Source organism: Nonomuraea sp. NPDC050404 (assembly GCF_040655495.1).
GTDB lineage: Bacteria > Actinomycetota > Actinomycetes > Streptosporangiales > Streptosporangiaceae > Nonomuraea.
Window position 1 is genome coordinate 318326 of sequence record NZ_JBFAKB010000006.1, and the last position, 19868, is coordinate 338193.

General features: G+C 68.7%; 25 protein-coding genes and 1 pseudogene. 13 read left to right on the forward strand and 13 right to left on the reverse strand.

Annotation, left to right across the window (positions count from 1 at the left end):
• Positions 1-255 precede the first annotated feature (255 nt).
• The 5 genes and pseudogenes from AB0I81_RS18735 (at position 256) to AB0I81_RS18755 (ending at position 2499) form a co-directional block, all read left to right on the forward strand.
• Entirely contained in the window at positions 256-621 is a 366-nt protein-coding gene (locus AB0I81_RS18735; protein WP_360658035.1) for a PadR family transcriptional regulator, read from the forward strand.
• Positions 618-1382: an ATP-binding cassette domain-containing protein gene (locus AB0I81_RS18740; protein ID WP_360658038.1), complete on the forward strand. Its 765-nt coding sequence runs from the start codon at positions 618-620 to the stop codon at positions 1380-1382. Before AB0I81_RS18735 ends, AB0I81_RS18740 begins: the two co-directional genes overlap by 4 nt.
• A 10-nt stretch (positions 1383-1392) precedes the next feature.
• Positions 1393-2157: an ABC transporter permease gene (locus AB0I81_RS18745; protein ID WP_360658040.1), complete on the forward strand. Its 765-nt coding sequence runs from the start codon at positions 1393-1395 to the stop codon at positions 2155-2157.
• 77 nt (positions 2158-2234) lie between these two features.
• Positions 2235-2336, forward strand: a pseudogene (locus AB0I81_RS18750) (cytochrome P450); the annotation flags it as partial.
• Positions 2332-2499 (forward strand): hypothetical protein, encoded by a 168-nt coding sequence (locus AB0I81_RS18755; protein ID WP_360658637.1) that lies wholly within the window; start codon positions 2332-2334, stop codon positions 2497-2499. The pseudogene AB0I81_RS18750 and the gene AB0I81_RS18755, both read left to right, overlap by 5 nt.
• A 35-nt stretch (positions 2500-2534) precedes the next feature.
• On the opposite strand, the gene AB0I81_RS18760 is transcribed toward AB0I81_RS18755, so the two are convergent.
• Positions 2535-2990 carry a hypothetical protein gene (locus AB0I81_RS18760; protein ID WP_360658043.1) on the reverse strand — a complete coding sequence of 152 codons (456 nt, stop codon included), beginning with the start codon at positions 2988-2990 and terminating at the stop codon, positions 2535-2537.
• 783 nt (positions 2991-3773) lie between these two features.
• Here AB0I81_RS18760 and AB0I81_RS18765 point away from each other — a divergent pair.
• Positions 3774-5168, forward strand: coding sequence for a TROVE domain-containing protein (locus AB0I81_RS18765; protein ID WP_360658045.1), 1395 nt, complete (start codon positions 3774-3776; stop codon positions 5166-5168).
• 260 nt (positions 5169-5428) lie between these two features.
• Here the strand turns inward: AB0I81_RS18765 and AB0I81_RS18770 are convergent, their stop codons facing one another.
• The 6 genes from AB0I81_RS18770 to AB0I81_RS18795 all read right to left on the reverse strand — a co-directional run bounded on the left by AB0I81_RS18770 (position 5429) and on the right by AB0I81_RS18795 (position 10401).
• Positions 5429-6262 (reverse strand): ABC transporter permease, encoded by an 834-nt coding sequence (locus tag AB0I81_RS18770; protein ID WP_360658047.1) that lies wholly within the window; start codon positions 6260-6262, stop codon positions 5429-5431.
• Positions 6259-7152, reverse strand: a complete 894-nt coding sequence (locus tag AB0I81_RS18775) for an ABC transporter ATP-binding protein (protein ID WP_360658050.1) — start codon at positions 7150-7152, stop codon at positions 6259-6261. Before AB0I81_RS18775 ends, AB0I81_RS18770 begins: the two co-directional genes overlap by 4 nt.
• 125 nt (positions 7153-7277) lie before the next feature.
• Positions 7278-7760, reverse strand: coding sequence for a Clp protease N-terminal domain-containing protein (locus AB0I81_RS18780; RefSeq protein WP_360658053.1), 483 nt, complete (start codon positions 7758-7760; stop codon positions 7278-7280).
• A complete protein-coding gene (locus tag AB0I81_RS18785) occupies positions 7757-7990 on the reverse strand; it encodes a hypothetical protein (RefSeq protein ID WP_360658056.1) in 234 nt (77 codons plus the stop codon). Before AB0I81_RS18785 ends, AB0I81_RS18780 begins: the two co-directional genes overlap by 4 nt.
• Positions 7991-8373: 383 nt before the next feature.
• Positions 8374-9003 carry a hypothetical protein gene (locus AB0I81_RS18790; protein WP_360658059.1) on the reverse strand — a complete coding sequence of 210 codons (630 nt, stop codon included), beginning with the start codon at positions 9001-9003 and terminating at the stop codon, positions 8374-8376.
• A gap of 165 nt (positions 9004-9168) precedes the next feature.
• On the reverse strand, positions 9169-10401 hold the full coding sequence (locus AB0I81_RS18795) for a hypothetical protein (RefSeq protein ID WP_360658062.1): 1233 nt from the start codon (positions 10399-10401) through the stop codon (positions 9169-9171).
• 738 nt (positions 10402-11139) lie between these two features.
• Here AB0I81_RS18795 and AB0I81_RS18800 point away from each other — a divergent pair.
• Complete coding sequence (locus AB0I81_RS18800; RefSeq protein ID WP_360658065.1) at positions 11140-12390, forward strand: serine hydrolase domain-containing protein; 1251 nt, start codon at positions 11140-11142, stop codon at positions 12388-12390.
• A gap of 361 nt (positions 12391-12751) precedes the next feature.
• On the opposite strand, the gene AB0I81_RS18805 is transcribed toward AB0I81_RS18800, so the two are convergent.
• The 6 genes from AB0I81_RS18805 to AB0I81_RS18830 form a co-directional block, all read right to left on the reverse strand.
• A complete protein-coding gene (locus AB0I81_RS18805) occupies positions 12752-12937 on the reverse strand; it encodes a hypothetical protein (RefSeq protein WP_360658068.1) in 186 nt (61 codons plus the stop codon).
• A 133-nt stretch (positions 12938-13070) separates the two neighbouring features.
• Positions 13071-13544 (reverse strand): NUDIX domain-containing protein, encoded by a 474-nt coding sequence (locus AB0I81_RS18810; protein ID WP_360658071.1) that lies wholly within the window; start codon positions 13542-13544, stop codon positions 13071-13073.
• Positions 13545-13569: 25 nt separating this feature from the next.
• Entirely contained in the window at positions 13570-13776 is a 207-nt protein-coding gene (locus tag AB0I81_RS18815; protein ID WP_360658074.1) for an SDR family oxidoreductase, read from the reverse strand.
• Positions 13754-13984: a hypothetical protein gene (locus AB0I81_RS18820; protein WP_360658077.1), complete on the reverse strand. Its 231-nt coding sequence runs from the start codon at positions 13982-13984 to the stop codon at positions 13754-13756. Before AB0I81_RS18820 ends, AB0I81_RS18815 begins: the two co-directional genes overlap by 23 nt.
• Positions 13920-14264, reverse strand: a complete 345-nt coding sequence (locus AB0I81_RS18825; protein WP_360658639.1) for a hypothetical protein — start codon at positions 14262-14264, stop codon at positions 13920-13922. Before AB0I81_RS18825 ends, AB0I81_RS18820 begins: the two co-directional genes overlap by 65 nt.
• On the reverse strand, positions 14147-14893 hold the full coding sequence (locus AB0I81_RS18830; protein WP_360658080.1) for a helix-turn-helix domain-containing protein: 747 nt from the start codon (positions 14891-14893) through the stop codon (positions 14147-14149). The genes AB0I81_RS18825 and AB0I81_RS18830 overlap by 118 nt, the downstream gene beginning before the upstream one ends.
• 124 nt (positions 14894-15017) lie before the next feature.
• Here AB0I81_RS18830 and AB0I81_RS18835 point away from each other — a divergent pair, with 124 nt between their 5' ends.
• The 6 genes from AB0I81_RS18835 to AB0I81_RS18860 all read left to right on the forward strand — a co-directional run bounded on the left by AB0I81_RS18835 (position 15018) and on the right by AB0I81_RS18860 (position 19416).
• A complete protein-coding gene (locus AB0I81_RS18835; protein ID WP_360658083.1) occupies positions 15018-15326 on the forward strand; it encodes a hypothetical protein in 309 nt (102 codons plus the stop codon).
• A 53-nt stretch (positions 15327-15379) separates the two neighbouring features.
• Positions 15380-15670, forward strand: a complete 291-nt coding sequence (locus tag AB0I81_RS18840) for a DUF6355 family natural product biosynthesis protein (RefSeq protein WP_360658086.1) — start codon at positions 15380-15382, stop codon at positions 15668-15670.
• Between the two features lie 323 nt (positions 15671-15993).
• Complete coding sequence (locus AB0I81_RS18845; protein ID WP_360658089.1) at positions 15994-16539, forward strand: hypothetical protein; 546 nt, start codon at positions 15994-15996, stop codon at positions 16537-16539.
• Positions 16539-18437: an ABC transporter ATP-binding protein gene (locus AB0I81_RS18850; protein ID WP_360658611.1), complete on the forward strand. Its 1899-nt coding sequence runs from the start codon at positions 16539-16541 to the stop codon at positions 18435-18437. The genes AB0I81_RS18845 and AB0I81_RS18850 overlap by 1 nt, the downstream gene beginning before the upstream one ends.
• On the forward strand, positions 18434-18991 hold the full coding sequence (locus tag AB0I81_RS18855) for a MauE/DoxX family redox-associated membrane protein (protein WP_360658092.1): 558 nt from the start codon (positions 18434-18436) through the stop codon (positions 18989-18991). Before AB0I81_RS18850 ends, AB0I81_RS18855 begins: the two co-directional genes overlap by 4 nt.
• Positions 18988-19416, forward strand: a complete 429-nt coding sequence (locus AB0I81_RS18860) for a S26 family signal peptidase (protein ID WP_360658094.1) — start codon at positions 18988-18990, stop codon at positions 19414-19416. Before AB0I81_RS18855 ends, AB0I81_RS18860 begins: the two co-directional genes overlap by 4 nt.
• Positions 19417-19868: the final 452 nt, after the last annotated feature.

Genomic DNA, 19868 nt, shown 5'->3' on the forward strand with positions numbered 1-19868 from the left:
TCCCCCACTATCGGCCGGGCAGCTCTCTCCGAGAGGTTTCTCTACGCTTTCCTGACGGCCGCAGCGACAATTCATACGCCTTCTTGATGCGAAGGCCGTTTTCTCCAATGCGGGTCAGCGCACTTTCAGCCGTCGCGGGTCCTCAATCCGACAGACGCCGCACCCCCGCTATCCGGTGTTGCTAGGTACTGGTAGTCAGTGCTACTTTGTACCAGTAGCTAGCACCACCAAGTAGCTGGACAAGGGAGGCGTTCCATGAGCAAGCAGCTGACGGAGATGCTCAAGGGCACGCTGGAGGGCATCGTGCTGGCGGTTCTGGCCGGTCGGTCCGCGTACGGCTACGAGATCACCACCTGGCTGCGTGACCAGGGCTTCTCCGGCATCGCCGAGGGCACCATCTACGCCCTGCTCGTCAGGATCGAGCAGCGTGGCCTGGTCGACGCGCGGAAGGTCCCGTCGGAGAAGGGACCGCCGCGCAAGGTGTACTCCCTCAACGCCCAGGGACGGGAGTGCCTCGAAGAGTTCTGGAAGACCTGGGACTTCCTCGCCGAACGACTCGGACAGCTCCGCAGGGGAACTGCCCGCGACACCAACCCCCCACGAGACAGGACAGAGGGATGACGACCCAGCAAGCCCCGGCGATCCAGGTGCAGGGCCTGGAGAAGTCGTACAAGGAACTGCGTGTGCTGCGCGGCGTGAATTTCGAGGTGGCGCGGGGCAGCATCTTCGCCCTGCTCGGCTCCAACGGAGCGGGCAAGACCACCGCTGTGAAGATCCTGTCCACGCTGCTCAAGCTGGACGCGGGCACCGCGCGCGTCAACGGCTTCGACGTGGCCACGCAGGCCGCCGACGTACGCGAGTCCATCAGCCTCACCGGGCAGTTCGCCGCCGTGGATGAGATCCTCAGCGGGCGGGAGAACCTCGTGCTGGTCGCCCGCCTGCGGCACCTCAAGGATCCGGGCAAGGTCGCCGATGATCTGCTGCACCGGTTCTCGCTGACGGAGGCGGGCGGGCGGAGGGTGTCGACGTACTCCGGCGGTATGCGCCGCCGCCTGGACATCGCGATGAGCCTGATCGGCGACCCGCCGGTCATCTTCCTCGACGAACCCACCACCGGGCTCGACCCCCAGGCCCGCATCGAGGTCTGGCAGGCCGTCAAGGACCTGGCCGCCGGCGGCACCACCGTGCTGCTCACCACCCAGTACCTGGACGAGGCCGAACAACTCGCCGACCGGATCGCGATCCTCCACGAGGGCCGGATCATCGTCAACGGCACCCTGGCCGAGCTCAAGCAACTGCTCCCGCCCGCCAAGGTCGAATACGTCGAAAAGCAGCCGACCCTTGAGGACGTCTTCCTCTCCCTCGTCGGCACGAAAGCCTGAGGAGCAAGCGATGACGAAGCATTTCTTCGGTGACACCACCGTCCTGCTGGGACGGTCCCTGCGCCACATCACGCGCAGCCCCGACACCATCATCACCACCGCGATCATGCCGATCGCCATAATGCTGATGTTCGTGTACGTGTTCGGCGGCGCGATCAGAACAGGGTCGGATTCGTCTTATGTGAACTACATGCTGCCCGGCATCCTGCTCATCACGGTCGCCTCGGGCATCGCCTACACCGCGTACCGGCTGTTCATGGACATGCAGGGTGGCATCTTCGAGCGCTTCCAGTCGATGCCGACCGCCCGGTCGTCGGTGTTGTGGGCGCACGTACTGACCTCGCTGGTCGCCAACCTGGTCTCCCTCGTGGTCGTGACACTCGTGGCCCTGCTCATGGGCTTCCGTTCGGGGGCGGGAGTGCTGGCGTGGTTGTCGGTGGCGGGCATCCTGATCCTGTTCACCCTGGCGTTGACCTGGATCGCCGTCATTCCCGGCCTGTCGGCCAAGACCATGGAGGGTGCCAGCGCGTTCTCCTACCCGCTGATCTTCCTGCCGTTCCTCAGCTCGGCCTTCGTGCCAACCGACACCATGCCCGGCCCGCTGCGCCTGTTCGCCGAGAACCAGCCGGTGACCTCCATCGTCAACGCCATCCGCGCCCTGTTCGCCGAGCAGCCGGTCGGCGACGACCTCTGGATCGCCCTGGCCTGGTGCGTCGGCATCCTCGTGGTCGCGTACGGCTTCGCCATGACCACCTACCGTCGCAGGATCTCCTAGAAGGAACCGCCTTCGCCAAGCCCATCCCCGCCATCATGATCTGCGAGCTGCTGGGCGTGCCGTACGAGGACCGGGGCCGCTTCCCCACGCTGCGCCTGGCCGTACCGGCCGAAGAGGTCGCCCTGCGCCCGGAGATCGCCGGCATCTACGGAGTCAAGAGCCTCCCCGTCACCGATGACCGGGCCTGGCTCGTTCGGCCACCCGGGCTCCGGCGGCTCGATCGGCTTCGCCGGCCCCGACGCCGGTCTCGGCTTCGCCTACGTCACGAACCTCTGGAACTACCGGCCCGACGACCCGCGCGCGGCGAACCTGGCCAAGGCCGTCCGCTCCTGCCTTGATTGACAAGAGCCCGGCACCCGGACCGAGATCGAGCAGGGTCAGTCAGGCGAGCGGGTGAGAAGAGCGGCGATGAACGGGCGGCGCGGCAAAATCCTGTGCGGGCGGCGTTCCAGATCGGGCTCGGCCTGGCGGCGCTCGGCGCGGATCCGTTCGAGAAGCCGGCGGCGTGAGCGGAGCTCGCGAAACGCCTGCCCGCATGCGCAGCCCACGACCGCCACGACGATGAACGTGGCCAGCCGCACCAGGTCCTCCCGGCCGACCGTCAACTCCCCTGAGGCGTTGACCAGGAATCCCGTCGTGAAACACCATGCCATCACACCCGCGCATAAGGCGGCCAGGTAACGGACGACCCAGACACCGAAGGCGCCGATGCCGACTCCCATCACCACCACGCGCGCCGTGCTCTGGGGGAAGGCCACTGCCGCCACGGCGCACAGGCCGATCACAAAGACGAACCCGGCCGGGATCGTCCCCTCCAGCCCGCGTCCACGCATCGATCCGATCCTTTCATCAGCCAAACACTTCCATCTAATCTCCAGACGACTCGTCGAAGCGTTTTCTCTACGGCATTCCTACGCTTTCACGACTGCTTCCGACGCATTATTGACGCGCCAGGAAGGCGTCAACATTCTTGCTGCGGAATTCGGCGACCGGCATAGTCGGATGCGATCGGCCACGAAAGGAGGAAGATGACGGTGCGAACCCGCCGCAGTGTTCCGCATCGTCACGGCCCTCTTCCGCGTGTTCGATCGGCTTGTCCGCTGAGATCGGGCACGCCCCTCGTCCGGCGCGCACGGTAATGGCCGCGCCACACCGCTGACGACGGTGTTCCAGGGGCCTTCCGCCCACGCGGGCCGCCCGGATCAGGCGCAAAGGGATCCGGGAACCGCCACGGCGGAAGGCCCTTCGGTACGGAATGGAGCAGCCTGCCCTGTCCGGCGAACACCCTGCGTGCCGGAGCCTGGCCGCTCCTTTCTCTTTGAACTCTCTACATATTCGCTTCCATATGCGGAAAAGGCGTCAAGAAGCCGTCAGTCGTACTTGCCGGGGCACCGGCCAAAGGCCATAGTGAGCCCCATGTCCTTCCCGGACAATCGCGGCGCGGACCAAAGGGCAGCGGTCCGCGCGGTGCCGATCCTCATCCCCCGATGACCGGCACGAGGCCTCCCGGTGCGCCTTCGGCCCGCCGCCCGGCACGGACCGCGGTCCGTGCCACGGCAGGCTTCCCTTACTCGGGAGGTCTCCCCTGCCTTCCCCACCGACGGAGTTGAGACACCATGATTCTCCGCGCCGCGACGAGCGTGGACACCACGAGGAAGGAAGCCTTCCTGCTGGCGGCCAGGGCGCTCGGGGACGTCCACGCCCGTACCGCCTCCGGCCGCTACGTGGCGCTCGCCACCCGGCTGGCCAGGTCCGACGGGGCCTGGCTGACCCGCATGACCGCCTGGATGCGCCGCCACGAAGCGTTGCGTGAGCTGCGCCTGGCCACCGTGGCCGAGCTGGCGCAGGCCCGCGTCGAGGCAGGCTCAGCCGGTGCCCGCCAGCTCATCGATCAGTGCCTGTGCCGCGCCGACGAGCCGGGCGAGTTCCTGGCCTACTGGCTGCAGTGGTACGGCCGGGCACTTCCCAAGCCGGTCAAGCGCGGTATCGCGGACGCCGCCGTCCGGCTCTACGACGAGCGGGCGCTGGCCACGTACGACAGCCCCGCCGCCCCGCTGCGCTTCGCCGACGTGCTCGCCCTGACGCATCCGACGCCGCGCGACGCGGTGCAGGCGGCGGTCTTCCACCACGCGGTGGCGCGCCGGCGCGGCGACGTCCACCTGATCTCGAAGGTATTGCCGTTGTCGCGTGCGCGCCGCGCGCTCTACCAGATCCCGCCGACACGGCGCGCGGCTCTGGTCCAGCGCCCCGGAGGCGCCGCGAAGCTGGCCGAGGCGGCCATGGGGTGGGCGACCGTGCAGCGCTGGCTGCTCGGCAGGATGACCGGCCCGGCTTGGGCCGCCGTGGCGCCGTCCATGTCGTACCGGGAGCGGCTGGCCCTGCTGGCCGACTTCGACCGCGACGGTCTGCCGGACGGAACCGCGCACCGGCTGGCCGAAGAGCTCGCGGCGCCCGCTGAGGTGCTGCGCTGCGGGGTGACGCCCCTGGAGGTCTACGCGGCTGCACGGCAGGTGCCGGGCTCACGCTGGAGCCGGGCACTGACGGCGGCGCTCGAACTGTCCCTGGCCAACGTGCCGGCGCTGCCCGGCCGCACGCTCGTGGTGATCGACCGGGGGGACCTGATGGCCGGGACCGCGCACGGCCTCCCGACCCGGGCCGACCGCATGGCCGTCCTGGGCGCGGCGCTCGCCTGCCGCGCCGCCCACGCGCAGATCGTGCTCCTCGGGACGGCTGCCGTTTCCCTGCCGGTCAGGCCCCGGGAGCCGCTGCTGGACCTGCTCGGCCGCTTCGGCGCCCCGGGCGGCGGCGTGGCCGACCCCGGGCAGGCCGTCCGCGCGTACGCGGCCGGTTGGGACAGGGTCGTCGTGCTCACCCACCCCGACCGTGCGGCCGAGTCAGCGGAGGCCGTCACGGGGGCGGGCCAGGAACATGTGATCACTGACGTCAGCGTCGGCTGGTTCACCGCGATCCCGCATGTCGAGATGGCCCGCGCCGCCGACTGGCCCTTCTGAGCGTCAAGCTCCCGAAGGGGTGCGCCGGGTTCGCGTAGAGGTTGCGTCAGAGCGGCGCCAGGCCGGCCGGGTAGTAACGGTTGGCGAGCAGCCGAACGCCGTCGGCGGCGGAGATCTCCAGGTCATGCTGCACCGGCACCGCGTGAGGACGGCTGGGACTGTCCGGGACGCGGAAGCGCGTCCGGTACACCGCTGCATCACGCCCCGGGCCAGGTCCGGTGCCAGGGACCGGCCGGTCACCGTCGTGACGGTCACGGCATTCACCCGACCCGCTGCAGGGCACGCTCACGGCGTGCCGCCACCGTCGAGCCGGACTCCCCGCGGGCCATCCGCCGCAGCACGACCGGCGCCACGAGCAGGCCGAACACCGCCCAGGCGGCCAGCACGCCGGCGGTCTCCAGATGCCGCCACGACTCGCCGATCTCGACGGCGACCGCCGAGTCCGGCAGCAGGGCCGACCGCATGCCCAGGCCCATCCAGTAGATCGGGAAGACCTGGGCGATCCACTGCAGCCACTCGGGTAGCGCGGTGATCGGGTAGAAGATGCCGGAGATCCCGATCAGCGCGAGGAACGGAAGCTGGACCAGCCCCTGGGCGCGGGCGGTGGTGAACACCGCGCCCAGCACCGCGCCGATCGGCAGGGTCGCGACCAGGCCGAGCGCCAGCACCCAGGCGAGTCCGGGCCAGGAGCCAGGGCCGATCCGCAGGCCTTCGACGAGGAGCACGGCGGGCACGAGGAAGATCACCAGGTCGGCCAGCAGGCCGCCGGACACCGAGATCACCTTGCCGATCAGGTAGGCGGGCATCCCGTGCGGGGTCGCCTTGGCACGCAGCAGCGTGCCGTCCTCGCGGTCGGCGGTGAGCTGCTGGCTCATGCTGATCAGGCCGGTCGCGGCGTTCATGCCGAGAATGCCGGGTAAGGCCAGGGCGCCGAGCAGGAGAGCGCCGACCGACAGGTCCCGGATGAAGAACAGCGTGGCCACCATCAGCCCGGGCCACAGGAAGTGCGCGAACAGCTCGGCGCCGTTGGTGAACGACTGCCGCAGCTCGATCAGGCCCCGGGACCAGCCTGCGCGCAGTACGGTCGCGTTCATCGGGCCACCCCCTCGGCCTCGCGCACCAGCGCCAGGTACGTCTGCTCCAGCGAGGCCCGGTGGACCTCCAGCTCCCGGACGTCGTCGCCGTAGCGGGCGAACAACTCGCGGGCGAACGCGGTCGAGTCGGGCGTCCGCTCGGCGTAGCGCCGCCCGTCGCGCACCCAGCGCACCTCGTCCTCGCCGGTGATCCGCCGTGCCAGCTCGGCGGCGGTGCCGTCGGCGACGATCCGGCCGCCGTTCAGCACGAGGATGCGGTCGGCCAGCTTCTCGGCCTCGTCCAGGTCGTGGGTGGTGAGCAGGACGGTGGTCTCGCGGGCGCCGGCCAGGTCGCGTACGAGGTCGTGGAAGTCGGACCTGGCCTGCGGGTCGAAGCCGGTGGTCGGCTCGTCGAGGAACAACATCTCCGGGCGCCCCACGAGGCCGATCGCCACGTCGAGCCTGCGCCGCTGGCCGCCCGAGAGTGTCCTGAGCTTCTTGCCGGCATGCTCGGTCAGGCCGACCCTCTCGATCAGCTCGCCGGGGTCCCAAGGCCGCGGGATCCCCGGGGCGGTATAGGGGGCGTAGTAGGTGCCGAGGTGGGCGAGGAACTCGCGTACCCGCCATTTGCCGTGGTCGCGCCAGGACTGCAGCACGATCCCGAGCCTGGCCCGCCACCGCTCGTCGCCGCGCGCGGGATCGGCGCCGAGCACCGAGACCCGGCCCTGTGAGCGGATGCGGAAGCCCTCCAGGATCTCGATCGTGGTGGTCTTGCCCGCGCCGTTCGGCCCTAACAAAGCCAGGACCTCGCCGTGGCGGGCCTGGAAGGTGACGTCGTGCAGAACGTCGTGCGAGCCGTAGCGCATGCGCAGCCCGGCGACGTCGAGCACAATGCCGTTGCTCTTCGCCATGAGACGACCTCTCTTCGTGATCGGATGGCCTCGTGCCGGAACGCCTGCCGGCGAAAGCTCCGGCACAAGGGCATGGCGCATCGCGGCCCGAACCGGGCCGGAGCGTGGGGCAGGGGTGGTGCTGGTTACCAGCTTTCGCGCGCGAGCGTCTCCTCGGCGCAATCCATCAGGCCGGACCGGTCGATGCCGGCCAGGGCGAGCGCACGTGGCACGGTGCCGACGTCGGCGCTCAGGACGCCGAGCAGCAGATGGGCGGGACGCAGGTCCTTCTTGCCCTTGGAGGCGGCGAAGCCGCGTTCGATCGCGAGCCGGGCGGAGGCGCCGAGCTTCGGCTGATCCTTGGGATCGTGGAAGGGCTTCGGAAGGTCATAGGAGGAAAGGGACACTCCGACCGCGGCGAGGCTGTGCTCGAACTCCCGGTCCAGCGCGGCCCTGATCGCCTGCCGCCCGAGCCCCGCCGCCGTCAGCACGCGGTGCGCGGCGGTGTCCTCGATGACGGCGATGGCCAGCAGAAGGTGGTGGGCCTCGGTGGCGGCAGAGCCTTCCTCCCGCGCCTCGGCCGCTCCTCGCACGATGATGTCGTTGATGTAGTGGTCGATCGTGCTCACTGTCGCCTCCTCAGCGTCACGCCGGCGGCGATGAGCCGCTTGGCGTGCTTCTTGTGGACCGCCTGGCGGGTGACGCCGAGCGCCTCGGCGACCTCCGGCCATCCCCACTGGGCGCGCATGGCCTGCTCCACGGCGGCGTCCTCGATCCGGTCGGCCAGGCGCCGCAACGCCGCGACCGCCGCGAGCGCGTCGGCGGGATCCTGGGGAACGGGTACGTCTTCTACCGGCATGCAAGCAACCTTAGTTGACTAATTTGCCGATAGTCAACTGTGGTTGCTTATGCGCCCGAGGCTCGGCGAGCGCGCCATCGTGGGCGATCACGGCGACGGCCGACGGCGTGGAGAGGGCACCGACAGGGTCCTGCCGTCGGCCGGGTATTCCGCAAGCGCCACACGCAGCTGCGCATGCAGTGGCGGACGTAGTCCAGCCGAACTCGCGCACCACCATCGCTGATCGGGTAGCGGGGCGCAGCAATGCGTTCCTGCTACCCGATCAACCGGCCCTGGGGCCGGGTACAACTCCCGGCCGTGGCTTGCGGTTCACAAGAAACTGGCACTCCGATGGCCGGTGCGCGGCGTCGGCCCCGGCGGTAACACCTCGTCTGCGATGAGGGTTATGTGGGTGGTCGGCCCGTTGCCTTGCGGATCGCCTGGTCCAGCCGGTTCCTGGTCTGTTGTTCGGTTTGTTGCCGCGGCGCGGGCTCGGGCGGGCGCGGTGTCGTGGTGTGTGTCGAGCGCAGTCCGGCTCCGCACTGGTCGGTGGCCCGGATGAGTACGGCCGGTGCTGGTGGGGCCGGCCACAGGTGCAGGTGATACACCTCGGCGGGGTCGTGGTGGACGGCGTCGAAGTGGGTGTCGCGGCCGCGGACGAAGGCGCGCAGCCGGTACCAGCCGGGGCCGTGCCGGCTGAGCGGCGGCAGGCCCGGCACGGGACCGGTGTCCAGGGAGTCGAGGCGGAGCTGTCCGCGTGGGGCGTGCACGCTGGCTTCGACGATGTCCTGCCAGGAGGTTTCGGGGCTGGTCTCGTTGCCGGGGCCGGGGTCTGGGTTTTCGGGTGGGTGGGAGGCGAGGGTGATGGCGACGTGGACGAGGCCGGTGTCGATGCCGGTGTAGAGGAGTGCTCCGGCGGACATGACCACGATGAGGCCGTTGGAGTAGTCGGCTGTCTCGATGGGAATGTCGCCGCCGTCCAGGAGGCCGAAGGCGTGGTCGCTCACGCGGACGTCGGCTGAGGCGTCCATCATGGCCTGCTTTCGTTGACGAGGCTCGCGCACGGCGCCGGCCTGAACCTGAAGGGCACGTGCTTGTCTCTGTCTGCTACGGGTGCGGCTCACCCTGCCGCGGCGCCTCTGCGCGGGGCGGCGGGGTGAGCCGTCCGTGATCAGCTGGTCAGGGCTTGGCGGGATGGGTCATGCACCGATGGTGACACGGAAGGGGTCTGTGTCCAGTACGCGCTCGCGCCGGAAGAACTGGGTGTTGAGGCCGCCTTGTGCGTTGTTCTCGGTAGCGGTGATCATGCACACGGAGACGCCGGTCGGGCCGGTCTGGCGGGGCAGGTTGAAGTTGCAGTTGTCGAAGGTCCGCCGGGTGCCGCCCGAGCTCAGTCCTTCGTAGGAGCGGGCGATGGGGTATTCATCGCAGCTCAGCCCGCTGATGGACGGGGCGTCGCCGCAGGCGAGGTTGCGGTTGGTGTTGATGATCGTGTCGTTGGTGGTGCGGGTCAGCGGCGCGTCGAAGGTGGCGCCGGGCAGTCCGGAGGCCTGGGCCCGGGATACGTGCGAGGCCAGCGAGGGGTAGGAGCTTTGGCTGTAGATGAGTTCTGAGGCGTACCACGGCACGACGCAGCCGATGGAGGCGTTGCCGGCGGTGGCGTTGTCGCAGCGGATCTCGCTCATGCCGTAGCTGATCCCGGCCGGAGTGTAGGTGGCGTTGGTGAAGGTGAGCGACCAGGTGGTGGTGCAGTTGCCGATCGCGCCGGCGGCGGTGGCGGTGGTGCTGAAGTAGGACTCGCCCTGCAGCCAGGTGTTCAACGGGGAGATCGGCCGGGCCGGGAAGGTGGAGCCGGCGGTGGTGCAGGAGCCGCTGGCCGTGGTCGTTCCGGACAGGGTGGCGCGCAGGGCGTCTCCCCATCCTTGGTAGGCCGACAGCTCGATCTGATGGGCCCAGTCGGGCAGGCTGGTGGAGGAGTAGCTGTAGTTGATGACGTTGAACGACGCCTCGCCCGTGACCGTTCGCACGCCGTTGCGGATGACGAACGTCGTGTAGAGCAGCCCGGTGATCTCGCAGGCCTGGGTACGCAGCGCCCACACCCCGGTATAGGCGTTCTCGATGCACCAGTCCGGGATCGGTACGATGTCCTGCACCTGGGCGCGGGGGCGCTGCTGGGTGAAGGGGGTCTTCGGGGTGATCACCTGTATGCAGGCGCCCGTTTCGCCTTCGCCCGGTGTCTGGCAGGCGGGTGTGCGGTGCTGAGCCGCCTTCGTCCCCTTCTTGGGGGCGGGCTGATCGGAGCCGTCCGTGGGCTTGGGCGAGGTGAGCTGATCCGGTGGGGACGGGGGCTGGGCGGCCGACGCCGGGGTGACGACACCGCTCAGCAGGGCGGCAGCGCAGGCTAAGACGGCCACGATGGATCTTGCGCGCATCGGGGTACACACTCCCTGGTTGAGGTAAGTGGCCCACGGGCGGGCGTACTGGGCAGGTCGTTCCGCCCGTGGCTGCTGTGGCGCTCACGATTATGTGTTCGACTATCCGCACAGACAAGCCCTTGACGGTCTATCGCGCTCCAAGTAAGCGATAACCGTCATTTCCGGATTTGGCTTGGCGTTGTCGCAGGTCTGCGCATGTCGGCGATCGGATGGACATACGTGCCCTCGCGCTCTCGATTGCCGTTCGAGAGCGTCCATGCGGCCGATTTGGCGTATCGGGGTGATGAACTGGGTGTTGCTGCTTCTCTTGCGTGATCGGCCTTGTTTCCGGTGTCGGGACCGCCCGTCCGGGCAGGGGTGGATCGTGGCCATGCTGCGCGAGGGCCCCTGGCCGAAACTGCCGCCATACTGCAGGACCTGGGGGCACCGGCCCCGCCGAACCGTCAGCCGACGTCATCGACTACTTCCCCCGCCAGCTCACCGGCTGTCTGACCCAGACCGGCCTCACCCTCGACACCCCGACAAACCATGACCGGCTCTACGAATTCAACCCCGATTAAGGCCCAGGAGGCGCCCGCCCAGCGCCCGGCCGGGCAAGGCGGCTTGGACACCCGCCCTGCCCCGGCCTGGCCGACGACGGCCACGCCGACTTGGTGCGGTAGCTGACTTCTGTCATGCGGGAGCTGTGACGCAGCGCACTGACCTCCGCCGAGCGGAAGGCCCATGCTGAGCGCCATGACCATTCGTCGATTCAGCCCGCTCGCCTCCCGGCTGGGAGCCGCCACCCTGGCCGCCGTGCTGCTCGCGGCGGCACCCGCGGCCGCCGCTGAGGACGGCGGCCTCGACCGGCAACGGCTGCGCCAGACGCTGGACGCCGTGCACGAGGCCGGCATGTACGGCACCTATTCGAACGTCGTGGACGGCCGGCGGAGCTGGAAGGGCGCCGCGGGCGTCGCCGACATCGAGACCCGACGCCCGATGCGGCCCGAGATGGTGCACCGGGCCGGGAGCATCACCAAGTCGTTCGTCGCCGTGGGCGTATTACAGCAGGTTGGCAGGGGCACGATCGAGCTCGATGCCCCCATCGGCCGCTACCTGCCGGATCTGATCCCGGGTGAGCGCGGGCAGCAGATCACCGTACGCATGCTGCTCAACCACACCAGTCACATCGCCAACCACACCGAGGTACTCTTCCCGACGGTCGAGAGCCTGGACACCAACCGCTTCCGCGCCTTCCCGCCGGAGGAGCTGGCGCGGGCGGGGCTCGGCGCCCCAGCGACCGGGCAGCCTGGGGTGGCACCCGGGGCGTACTCGAACACGAACTTCGTCATCGCCGGCCTGCTGCTGGAGAAGGTGACGGGCACGAGTGCCGAGCGGTACCTCGCCGACCACGTCTTCCGGAAGGCCGGGCTGCGGCACACGTCGTTCCCGCGCACGCCGTACCTGCCTGGGCCGAGCTCCAAGGCTTACGAGGCGCTGTTCGGCTACTTCGACCCACCCAAGGACTACAGCGTCTACAACATGTCCTGGGCCTGGACGTCAGGTGCGGTCGCCTCGACGATGGAGGACCTCAACCGCTTCTTCCGGCTGCTGCTGCGCGGCGAACTGCTCGACGCGACTCTGCTCGCCGAGATGCAGAAGACCGTGCCCGTCCGGTCCTTCTCGGGCGCCGTGATCGACTACGGTCTCGGGATCTACCCCCTCGACCTGCCGTGCGGCAGATTCTGGGGGCATGACGGGAGCATCCCCGGCATGCAGACCTTCGCGTTCTCCAGCACCGGCGGCGGACGCCAGTTCGCCTTCGGCACCAACCTCAGGAACTACCAGCAGCTCGACGAGAACGGTAGTCCTGTCACGCACGCCATCGACTTCGCGATCGGGAACCACCTGCTGGAGGCGGCGTGCGGGCCCGACGCGGGCGCGGCGACCAGGGCGGCACCGCCGCTCCCGGCGATCGGCGTGGACGGGGGCACGGCCACACCGTGACCGGCAGCGCGGCGCGGGCGGGTCACCGATCTGCGGCCCGCCACAGCGCTGCCGCCCTGTCCCGGATGTTAAGTTCTCTCGCCCGGCAGGAAGACCTGAACAACACGGCTCGAAACCGTTCGAACCAAGGTGTCGCCCACCAGCGCGCAGGAAGGCACGCATACAGGCGTGCAGCCTGGCCAGCCATGGGCAAGGTGACCCGGGGAGGGGAAGGGGTATCGGCTGATCTCTGCAGGGGACGGTTGTGCCCTGCCGTGGGACGGTTTCGCCTTAACTGTCCCACGGCGGGTGGATGCCCGGACTAGGCATCGCCGGGGCGTTGTGCTGCGGGCCGTCACGGGGGCCGCCCGCAGTGATGGCTTCAGGCGGGCAGGAACCCTTCGTTGACCCTTGAGGGTGGTGCGTCGAGGGCGCGTTCAATCGTCGTCTCGCTCAGCTCGACGGCCGTGAGGAGTTCGGTCAAGAACGGGGCTGGGATCGAGCCGGCCCCGAGACCGGCAGCCTGTACGGCCGAGGCGAGCGCCTGCTTCTCAGCGCCGATGAACATCGCTCTGCATCCGTGGGCATGGCGCGTTCGCCCGGCTGACGTCCGCTGAGCTGCCTGCGGAGAATTGAGGTGAGGCAGGAGGACGTGTCCTTGCCGACCAGTGGTCGTCTTCGCCGCCACAGCGGCCGCGCCTTCACAACGATCTGGCTGTTGCGGTCCGCAAGTCTGGCAGGGCGAACAGATCCCCGGCCTGGGCCAGGCACGAGTGAAGGAAATCGGCGATCTGCGGCGGCTGCAGCGTGATGGAGCCGATGCCCTCGGTGGTGAGGGGAATGGGCTGCAGGACGTACTGGCCGCGGCCGGTTTCGGCGAACTCGGGGCCGGTGCGGTTGGCGAAGTTCCATTGCTGGATGCGGGCGAGGAAGAAGTGCTCCCGGCCGCGCGTGGTCACCAGGATGTGCACGAGGGCGTGGATGGCAGCCTCACCCGCGAGCTCCTCACGAAGTTCGCGGTGCAGGGCTGCCTCCAGGGAGACGTCGTCGGCTTCGATGCCGCCGCCCGGCAGCACCCAGTACGGGGTCTGGCCTGGTTTGATGCGTTTGATGGTGAGCAGGTGGCCATCATCGGTGATCAGGATGGCGCGGACTCGGTCGCGCATGGGGGACATCCTCTCAAAGGTTGGGGGCGTGCGGTCAGTGAAGTAGCCAGCCGCCGTCGACGTGCAGGGATTGGCCGGTGATGAAGGCGGCTGTGGGGCTGGCGAAGAAGACGACGGCGGCGGCGGCGACATCGTGCGGTTGGCCGCGCCGGGGGATGCATTGGCGGGCGATCTGTGCCGCGACGGGGGTGCGTGTGGGTGCCGGATATTGTGTCGTCTCACGCGACCTGGACGTACTCATGCAGGAGGCCACCGAGCCGGTCTCGTCGAGTGACCTTGATATCGGCGTCGACCGGATCGGGTAGCGCTCGCAGCGGGCTGGCCTGCTGCAGGGCCCGGTGCGGACGATGCCCATTGAAGTAGGTCTCGTACCCGGCAAGGACCTTAAACAGGTGGCGTTCGTTCATGACGAGGATCCGGTCGAGTAACTCGCGCCGTACGCTGCCCACCCCACCGCTCCATGATCGCGTTCATCCGAGGAGCCTGGGGTGCGGTGAGCACCACGCGGATGCCCTCGGTCGTGACCACCTCATCGAACAGAGCGGTGAACGTGCCGTCCCGGTCCCTGATCAAGAGTCGGAAGTCGCCGGTCCGATCCCCCAGGGCGAGTATCAGGGTGCGGGCTTGCTGGGCGGCCCAGCCGGCGTTTGGGTGCGCCGTGATCCCCAGCACGTGCACGCGACGGGTGGCGTGCTCGACCACGGCGAGGCAGTACAGTCGCGCGAGCATGACCGTCTCGACGCTGAAGAAGTCGCGGGCCAGGATCCTGGACGCCTGCGCTTTGAGGAAACTGCGCCCAGGTCGGACCGCTGCGCCGGGGCGCCGGATCGAAGCCGGCCCCTCTTCGAGACCGCCCGCACCGTGGCCGGGGACACCTTCCGGCCCAGCCCGGCGATCTGACCGGCGATGCGCCGATAACCCCAGCCCGGATTCTCGGCGGCCAGGCGCAGCACCAGGTCCCGGATGGTGGGTCGGATCCGTGGCCGTCCCGGCCCATGCCGGGGGTAGGTCCAGCGTCGCTTCACCAGATCGGCGTGCCAGCGCAGGAGCGTCCGCGGTGTCACGAACAGATGACATCGGCGGCGTCGGGGAAGGAGCCGCGCCAGCGCAGAAAGGATCGCCCGGTCCGCCCACGACGGCCGGGCAACGGCCACCTGGCGGCGAAGCACACCCAGCTGATGCCGCAATACCAAAATTTCTGCGTCCTTGGACGCCTGCGATCGGGCGAGCAGCGCGATCCACCCGAATACCCGTAACACGATCAAGTACAACAGCCGCAGAGCCATCCTGCCGGAGCCGAGCCATCGAGCACAGCAAAACCCCAGATCAGCCCCTGTGACGCAATATTCGGCACCCATCCCTACGCCGCCACGTTCCGCTCGGCCAGACCGACGTCAGTTCGAAGCCAGGGATGCGCCAGAGCGGTTGTGCAGAGTTTCGGTGTCGGCGCCGCTGTCGGGCGATACCGAAAGGAAGAAACGAGTGTCGAAGATCAAGAGAGGCGTGATTGTGGCCGTCATGGCCGCGGGGCTGGCGGGTGCGACGGCCGGCTCCGCGTCGGCCGCGACCGGCCACCTCGTCCTTCGTGACACCGCTGGGTACCAGCGGGTGATCGACAACCCCCAGGCCGGCTGCGGCCAAGCCCGCCCGGGTTTCACCCACGTTACCAACAGGACGAACGCTCCGATCACCGTCTATGACGGTCCCGCGTGCGAGGGGCAACCCGTGACGGTGCCGCCGGGCGCCTCCGCGGAAGTCGGCCTCCGTCACAGCTTCTCAGTGCCCTGGTGACAGCCGCCGAATTCAGTATCCGGTAATCCGGTAATCGAAGAAAGGATTCGCCAGTGTTCAGGAAAGCGCGAACGGCCCTCGTCGGCCTCGCCGTGGCCGCGGGAATGGTCGGCGTCGGTTCGGCCCCTGTGCACGCCGCCACATCGGCGGCGATGGACGCTCCGTGCGGCTGGTTCGTCTCCAGCGGCCTCGCGAAGTACAACCACTGTGATTACAACAACGTCATCATCTACGTGGACCGACTGGTCCACTCCGACTACGAGAAGTGTGTCGGGCCCGGCGTCATCACCCTGGGCATTCACCCCGCGGTTAAGGGGGCGTGGTACAACGGCAGGCTCTGCTGAGCCCAGCCGCACACGATCACCATTCAGCGGGAGGTATTCCATGTCCTTGCTCGCCCACATCGGTGACCGGCTGGTGCAGCTAGTCGCACCCCGTACCACCGCCGCCGCGGTAGTCGTCCAGTACTGCGGCTGCTGGAAACCCAATCCGTTCGAGCTCACCCAGCACTACAGGAGATGCTGGTGGGAGGGTCAGCCCGGGGCCGGAGGGGTCCTGAAGTGTGACAATTATTGCTTCGATTCAGGAATTAACTGCTAGTCGGCGATCGACCTGGGCGGTGCCGCAAACGCATCGCCCGGGTCGTCGTCCCACTGCGGAGGATCATATGACATATCTGGTCGTCGCCGTTATCGGATTAACCTTGTTGTGCGTCCTGAACCTCGTCTTCACCTATGGCGTCGTCCGGCGATTACGCGAGCACGGCGATGTGTTGGCGGCTGGCGTGAATCGCGGTGCGGGACCGGGGCCCCTTCTCGCGGTGGGGGAATTCGTGGGCGAGTTCTCTGCCTTCACCACCGAGGGCGAGCCGATCGACCGGGATTCTCTCGTCGGCCGAACCACGATCGCGTTCTTCTCAACAGATTGCGATTCCTGCCACGAGCAGTTGCCCGTGTTCGTCGACTGGGCGGCCGGGCGCTCCGATGGCTCAACCGGCCTGCTGGCCGTCGTCGAGGGGGCGCGGGCGAACGCCGCCGACATGGTGGCGGCCCTGCGACCGGTGGCCAGGGTCGTGACCGTGACGGATCCGGCGGCGGGAATCACCACCGCGTTCCGGGTACGGGCTTTCCCCAGCTTTTTTCACGTCGAAGACGGCGTCGTCAGGGGAAGCACCCTCGACGCCGCCGACCTGGCCCATACTTTCGCGGCGTGATGGGGAACGCACGCGGGCCCGCTTTGGCAGCGGCTCTCGCGATCTTCTGGCAGGCGGCGCCCTACACTTTGATCCTGCTGGGCGCGTGCCGGGTGGCGTCAGGCGCGCTGCCGGTCGTGGTGGCCTGGCTGACCAAGGAACTACTCGACCAGTTGGCCTCCGGTGTGACGGCGGGCGGCGTCCTTCCTGTCGCCTCCGGACTCGCCGGTGCGACGCTGGTCGGGACCGTCCTTCCGCGTGCTGCCCACTACTTGCGGGCTGAGTCCGATCGCGCGGTCGGTCTGCTGTCCCAGGATCGGCTGTTCGCCGCGGTCGACCGGTTCGCCGGGCTGGCCCGCTTCGAGGATCCGGCCTTCCTCGATCGGCTGCGCATGGCGCAGCAGTCCGGTGGCCAGGCGCCCGCGCAGATCGCCCACGGCGCGCTGGACCTGCTGGCCACGATCCTGATGGCAGTCGGCTTTGTCGGTTCACTCATGGCGGTCGGCCCATTCATGGCGGTGGTGGTGATGCTGGCCGCCGTGCCGGTCCTCTGCGCGGAGCTGAGCCTGTCGCGCCGCCAGGTGGCGATGTTGTGGCGGCTCAGCCCGGCGCAGCGCCGGGAGTGGTTCTACGCGAGTCTCCTGTCGACCATCCCGGCAGCGAAGGAACTCCGCTTGTTCGGTACCGGGCCGTTCCTGCGACGGCGGATGCTCGCCGAGCGGGTCGGCGTCAACCGGGAGAGTGCCAGGGCCGACCGGCACGAACTTACCGTGCACGGCGGGCTCGCGCTGTTCGCTGCGGCATTGGCCGGGGGCGGCCTTCTCTGGGCCGCGCTCGCCGCCCAGTCGGGCCGGATCGGCCTCGGTGACGTCTCCATGTTCGTCGCGGCGGTCGCCGGCATCCAGGGTGCGATCGGCTCGGCAACCTCGACCATGACTTCGGCGCATCAGCAGCTGCTGATGTTCGACCACTTCCTCACCGTCACCCGTGCCGGCCCCGACCTGCCGTCCCCGCCGTCACCTCGCCCGGTGCCCGCATTGCGTTCGGGCATCGAGCTTCGGGACGTCTGGTTCCGGTACTCCGACCAGCATCCGTGGGCCCTTCGCGGGGTCAGCCTTTTCATCGCGTACGGCGAGGCCACAGCGCTGGTAGGCCGGAACGGATGCGGGAAGAGCACGCTGGTCAAGCTTCTGTGCCGGTTCTACGACCCCACCCGCGGCCAGATCCTTTGGGACGGCGTCGACCTGCGAGAGCTCTCCCTGCCCGAACTGAGGCGGCGGACGGGCGCAGTCTTCCAGGACTTCATGCAGTACGACATGACCGCGGCCGAGAACATCGGACTGGGCGACCTGACGGTCATCGAGCACCCAAGCCGGATTGAACGAGCCGCCCGGCTCGCCGGTGTCCACGACCCCATCAACGCGCTGCCGCACGGCTACGACACCCTGCTGAGCCGGATGTTCGTCTCCGAGTCGGACGGGGAGGACACGGAGGCGGGAGTGCCCCTGTCAGGGGGGCAGTGGCAACGGGTGGCGCTGGCCCGCGCTCTCCTCAGAGACAGGCCCGACCTCGTCATCCTGGACGAGCCCACGTCCGGCCTCGACCCTATGGCCGAGCACGAGGTGCATGCCAGCCTGCGGGCGCATCGCTCCGGCCTGACCAGCCTGCTGATCTCTCATCGCCTCGGCGCGACCCGCGACGCAGATCGGATCGTCGTGATGTCCGAGGGGCGGATCGTCGAGGACGGCACGTACGACGAGCTCATGGCGCTCCCCGGCACATACGCCGAGCTCTTCCGCCTCCAGGCCAGCCAGTACCAGGACACGCTCCAGACCGTCCAGTACCAAGAGGAGCTTCAGGCCGGCCAGTGCCAAGACGAACCCGCCCTGCTGGCCGAGATGGGAGAGCGCGCCCCATGATCTACGTGGTTCACCTCTGCCGAGTCGTCATCGCCCTCGTCTTCCTCGCCGCGCTGGTGAGCAAGCTACGCGGCCCGGCCGAGTTCGTGTCGTTTATGCGTGATCTCGGCGTGTTTCCCGCTTCGGCGGCCCGGGCGGCAGCCATCACGATCGTGTCCGCCGAGCTCGCCGTCATCGTGCTGGTCCTGACGCCGGGGGCGGAGCGCGCTGGACTGCTCCTCGCGGCCGCCCTGCTCTGCGGGTTCTCCCTCGGCATCGCCGCTTCGCTGAAAGGAACCCAGGAGTTCGCCGCATCGCCGAAACCGACCCGCAAGGCCGCCGTCTGCCGCTGCTTCGGCTCATCGGGACAGCCGCTGGGCCGGCACCACATCGCTAGGAACATCGTCCTGGCCGTCATCGGGGCCACCGGCGCGCTCGTACCCGCTTCCGGCTCGGCCCTCACCCACCCCGCGGGAGTGGTCATCACGCTGTTCGCCGGTGCGCTGCTGGCATTCTTTGCGATCGCCCTGGACACACTCATCGCCCTCTTCCTGCCGCAGGCGGTCCGCCGATGATAGCCGCCGTCCTGGCAGGCGCCTCGGTCTGCATCGCGGCCGGTCTCCTCTACGCGCGCCGCCGCCTGCTCATTGTGACGGTGACCGGCACCAGCATGGAGCCCGCCTACCGCCACGGGGACCGCCTGCTGGCCAGGCGGAGTCGGCCGCGCCGCGTCAAGGTCGGCGAGGTGGTCGTCCTGAGTCCGCCGCCGACCGACTCATCCTCTCTCCAGATGCTGAAGAGGGTCGCCGCAGTGAGCGGTGATCCCGTGCCGCCCGAGCTGGCCGGGCGGCACGACACGACTCAGGGGGTCGTTCCTCACGGCTACCTCGCCGTGCTCGGGGACAACACCCTCGAAAGCGCCGACTCCCGACTTTTCGGATTTCTCCCGGCGAGCCGCGTTTCCGCCGTCGTACTCCGCCGCCTTGGCCGCAGCCCGTAGTCCTCGAACCACACCATTTGCGCTCGCCTTGAGCGTATTCACGCCAGCGTTACTGGAATTCAGTCCGACAGAGCGAAGTGGAGCTGACAAATGAACCTCGTCAAAAGGTTAGTGGTCGCTACGGCCATCGCTGCCGCGATGGCCGTACCAGCAGCACCAGCTACAGCGGCCGAAGGCGGCCGGCTTCGTGGAGCAGGGCCATCGGCCAGCGATTCTGCCCAAATCATGGGCGGCCGGGTGGGCCCGTTCCGGACCTGGCAGGAGTGCCAGAGAGCGCGAGGGGAGTGGGATATCTACTACGGCGTCAGCCTCTGCTACCACTCTGGGCCGTACCCCGACATGTTCTGGTTCGACTGGTACTAGGAAGCTCGTGTTCCGCCGGTCTCGCTGCGGCCTCTTCTCCAACGGCAGCCGCCTTCCTCGTCCAGTAGCGATGACGGCCCGCGTCGTTC

Coding starts and splice junctions, on each gene's coding strand:
- AB0I81_RS18860 (WP_360658094.1), top strand. CDS start 18,988: ATGATAGCCGCCGTCCTGGCAGGCGCCTCGGTCTGCATCGCGGCCGGT.
- AB0I81_RS18795 (WP_360658062.1), bottom strand. CDS start 10,401: ATGCGCGCAAGATCCATCGTGGCCGTCTTAGCCTGCGCTGCCGCCCTG.
- AB0I81_RS18765 (WP_360658045.1), top strand. CDS start 3,774: ATGATTCTCCGCGCCGCGACGAGCGTGGACACCACGAGGAAGGAAGCC.
- AB0I81_RS18755 (WP_360658637.1), top strand. CDS start 2,332: ATGACCGGGCCTGGCTCGTTCGGCCACCCGGGCTCCGGCGGCTCGATC.
- AB0I81_RS18850 (WP_360658611.1), top strand. CDS start 16,539: ATGGGGAACGCACGCGGGCCCGCTTTGGCAGCGGCTCTCGCGATCTTC.
- AB0I81_RS18825 (WP_360658639.1), bottom strand. CDS start 14,264: ATGCTCGCGCGACTGTACTGCCTCGCCGTGGTCGAGCACGCCACCCGT.
- AB0I81_RS18830 (WP_360658080.1), bottom strand. CDS start 14,893: ATGGGTGCCGAATATTGCGTCACAGGGGCTGATCTGGGGTTTTGCTGT.
- AB0I81_RS18815 (WP_360658074.1), bottom strand. CDS start 13,776: ATGAGTACGTCCAGGTCGCGTGAGACGACACAATATCCGGCACCCACA.
- AB0I81_RS18770 (WP_360658047.1), bottom strand. CDS start 6,262: ATGAACGCGACCGTACTGCGCGCAGGCTGGTCCCGGGGCCTGATCGAG.
- AB0I81_RS18745 (WP_360658040.1), top strand. CDS start 1,393: ATGACGAAGCATTTCTTCGGTGACACCACCGTCCTGCTGGGACGGTCC.
- AB0I81_RS18785 (WP_360658056.1), bottom strand. CDS start 7,990: ATGCCGGTAGAAGACGTACCCGTTCCCCAGGATCCCGCCGACGCGCTC.
- AB0I81_RS18805 (WP_360658068.1), bottom strand. CDS start 12,937: ATGTTCATCGGCGCTGAGAAGCAGGCGCTCGCCTCGGCCGTACAGGCT.
- AB0I81_RS18800 (WP_360658065.1), top strand. CDS start 11,140: ATGACCATTCGTCGATTCAGCCCGCTCGCCTCCCGGCTGGGAGCCGCC.
- AB0I81_RS18760 (WP_360658043.1), bottom strand. CDS start 2,990: ATGCGTGGACGCGGGCTGGAGGGGACGATCCCGGCCGGGTTCGTCTTT.
- AB0I81_RS18740 (WP_360658038.1), top strand. CDS start 618: ATGACGACCCAGCAAGCCCCGGCGATCCAGGTGCAGGGCCTGGAGAAG.
- AB0I81_RS18845 (WP_360658089.1), top strand. CDS start 15,994: ATGACATATCTGGTCGTCGCCGTTATCGGATTAACCTTGTTGTGCGTC.
- AB0I81_RS18775 (WP_360658050.1), bottom strand. CDS start 7,152: ATGGCGAAGAGCAACGGCATTGTGCTCGACGTCGCCGGGCTGCGCATG.
- AB0I81_RS18735 (WP_360658035.1), top strand. CDS start 256: ATGAGCAAGCAGCTGACGGAGATGCTCAAGGGCACGCTGGAGGGCATC.
- AB0I81_RS18810 (WP_360658071.1), bottom strand. CDS start 13,544: ATGTCCCCCATGCGCGACCGAGTCCGCGCCATCCTGATCACCGATGAT.
- AB0I81_RS18855 (WP_360658092.1), top strand. CDS start 18,434: ATGATCTACGTGGTTCACCTCTGCCGAGTCGTCATCGCCCTCGTCTTC.
- AB0I81_RS18790 (WP_360658059.1), bottom strand. CDS start 9,003: ATGATGGACGCCTCAGCCGACGTCCGCGTGAGCGACCACGCCTTCGGC.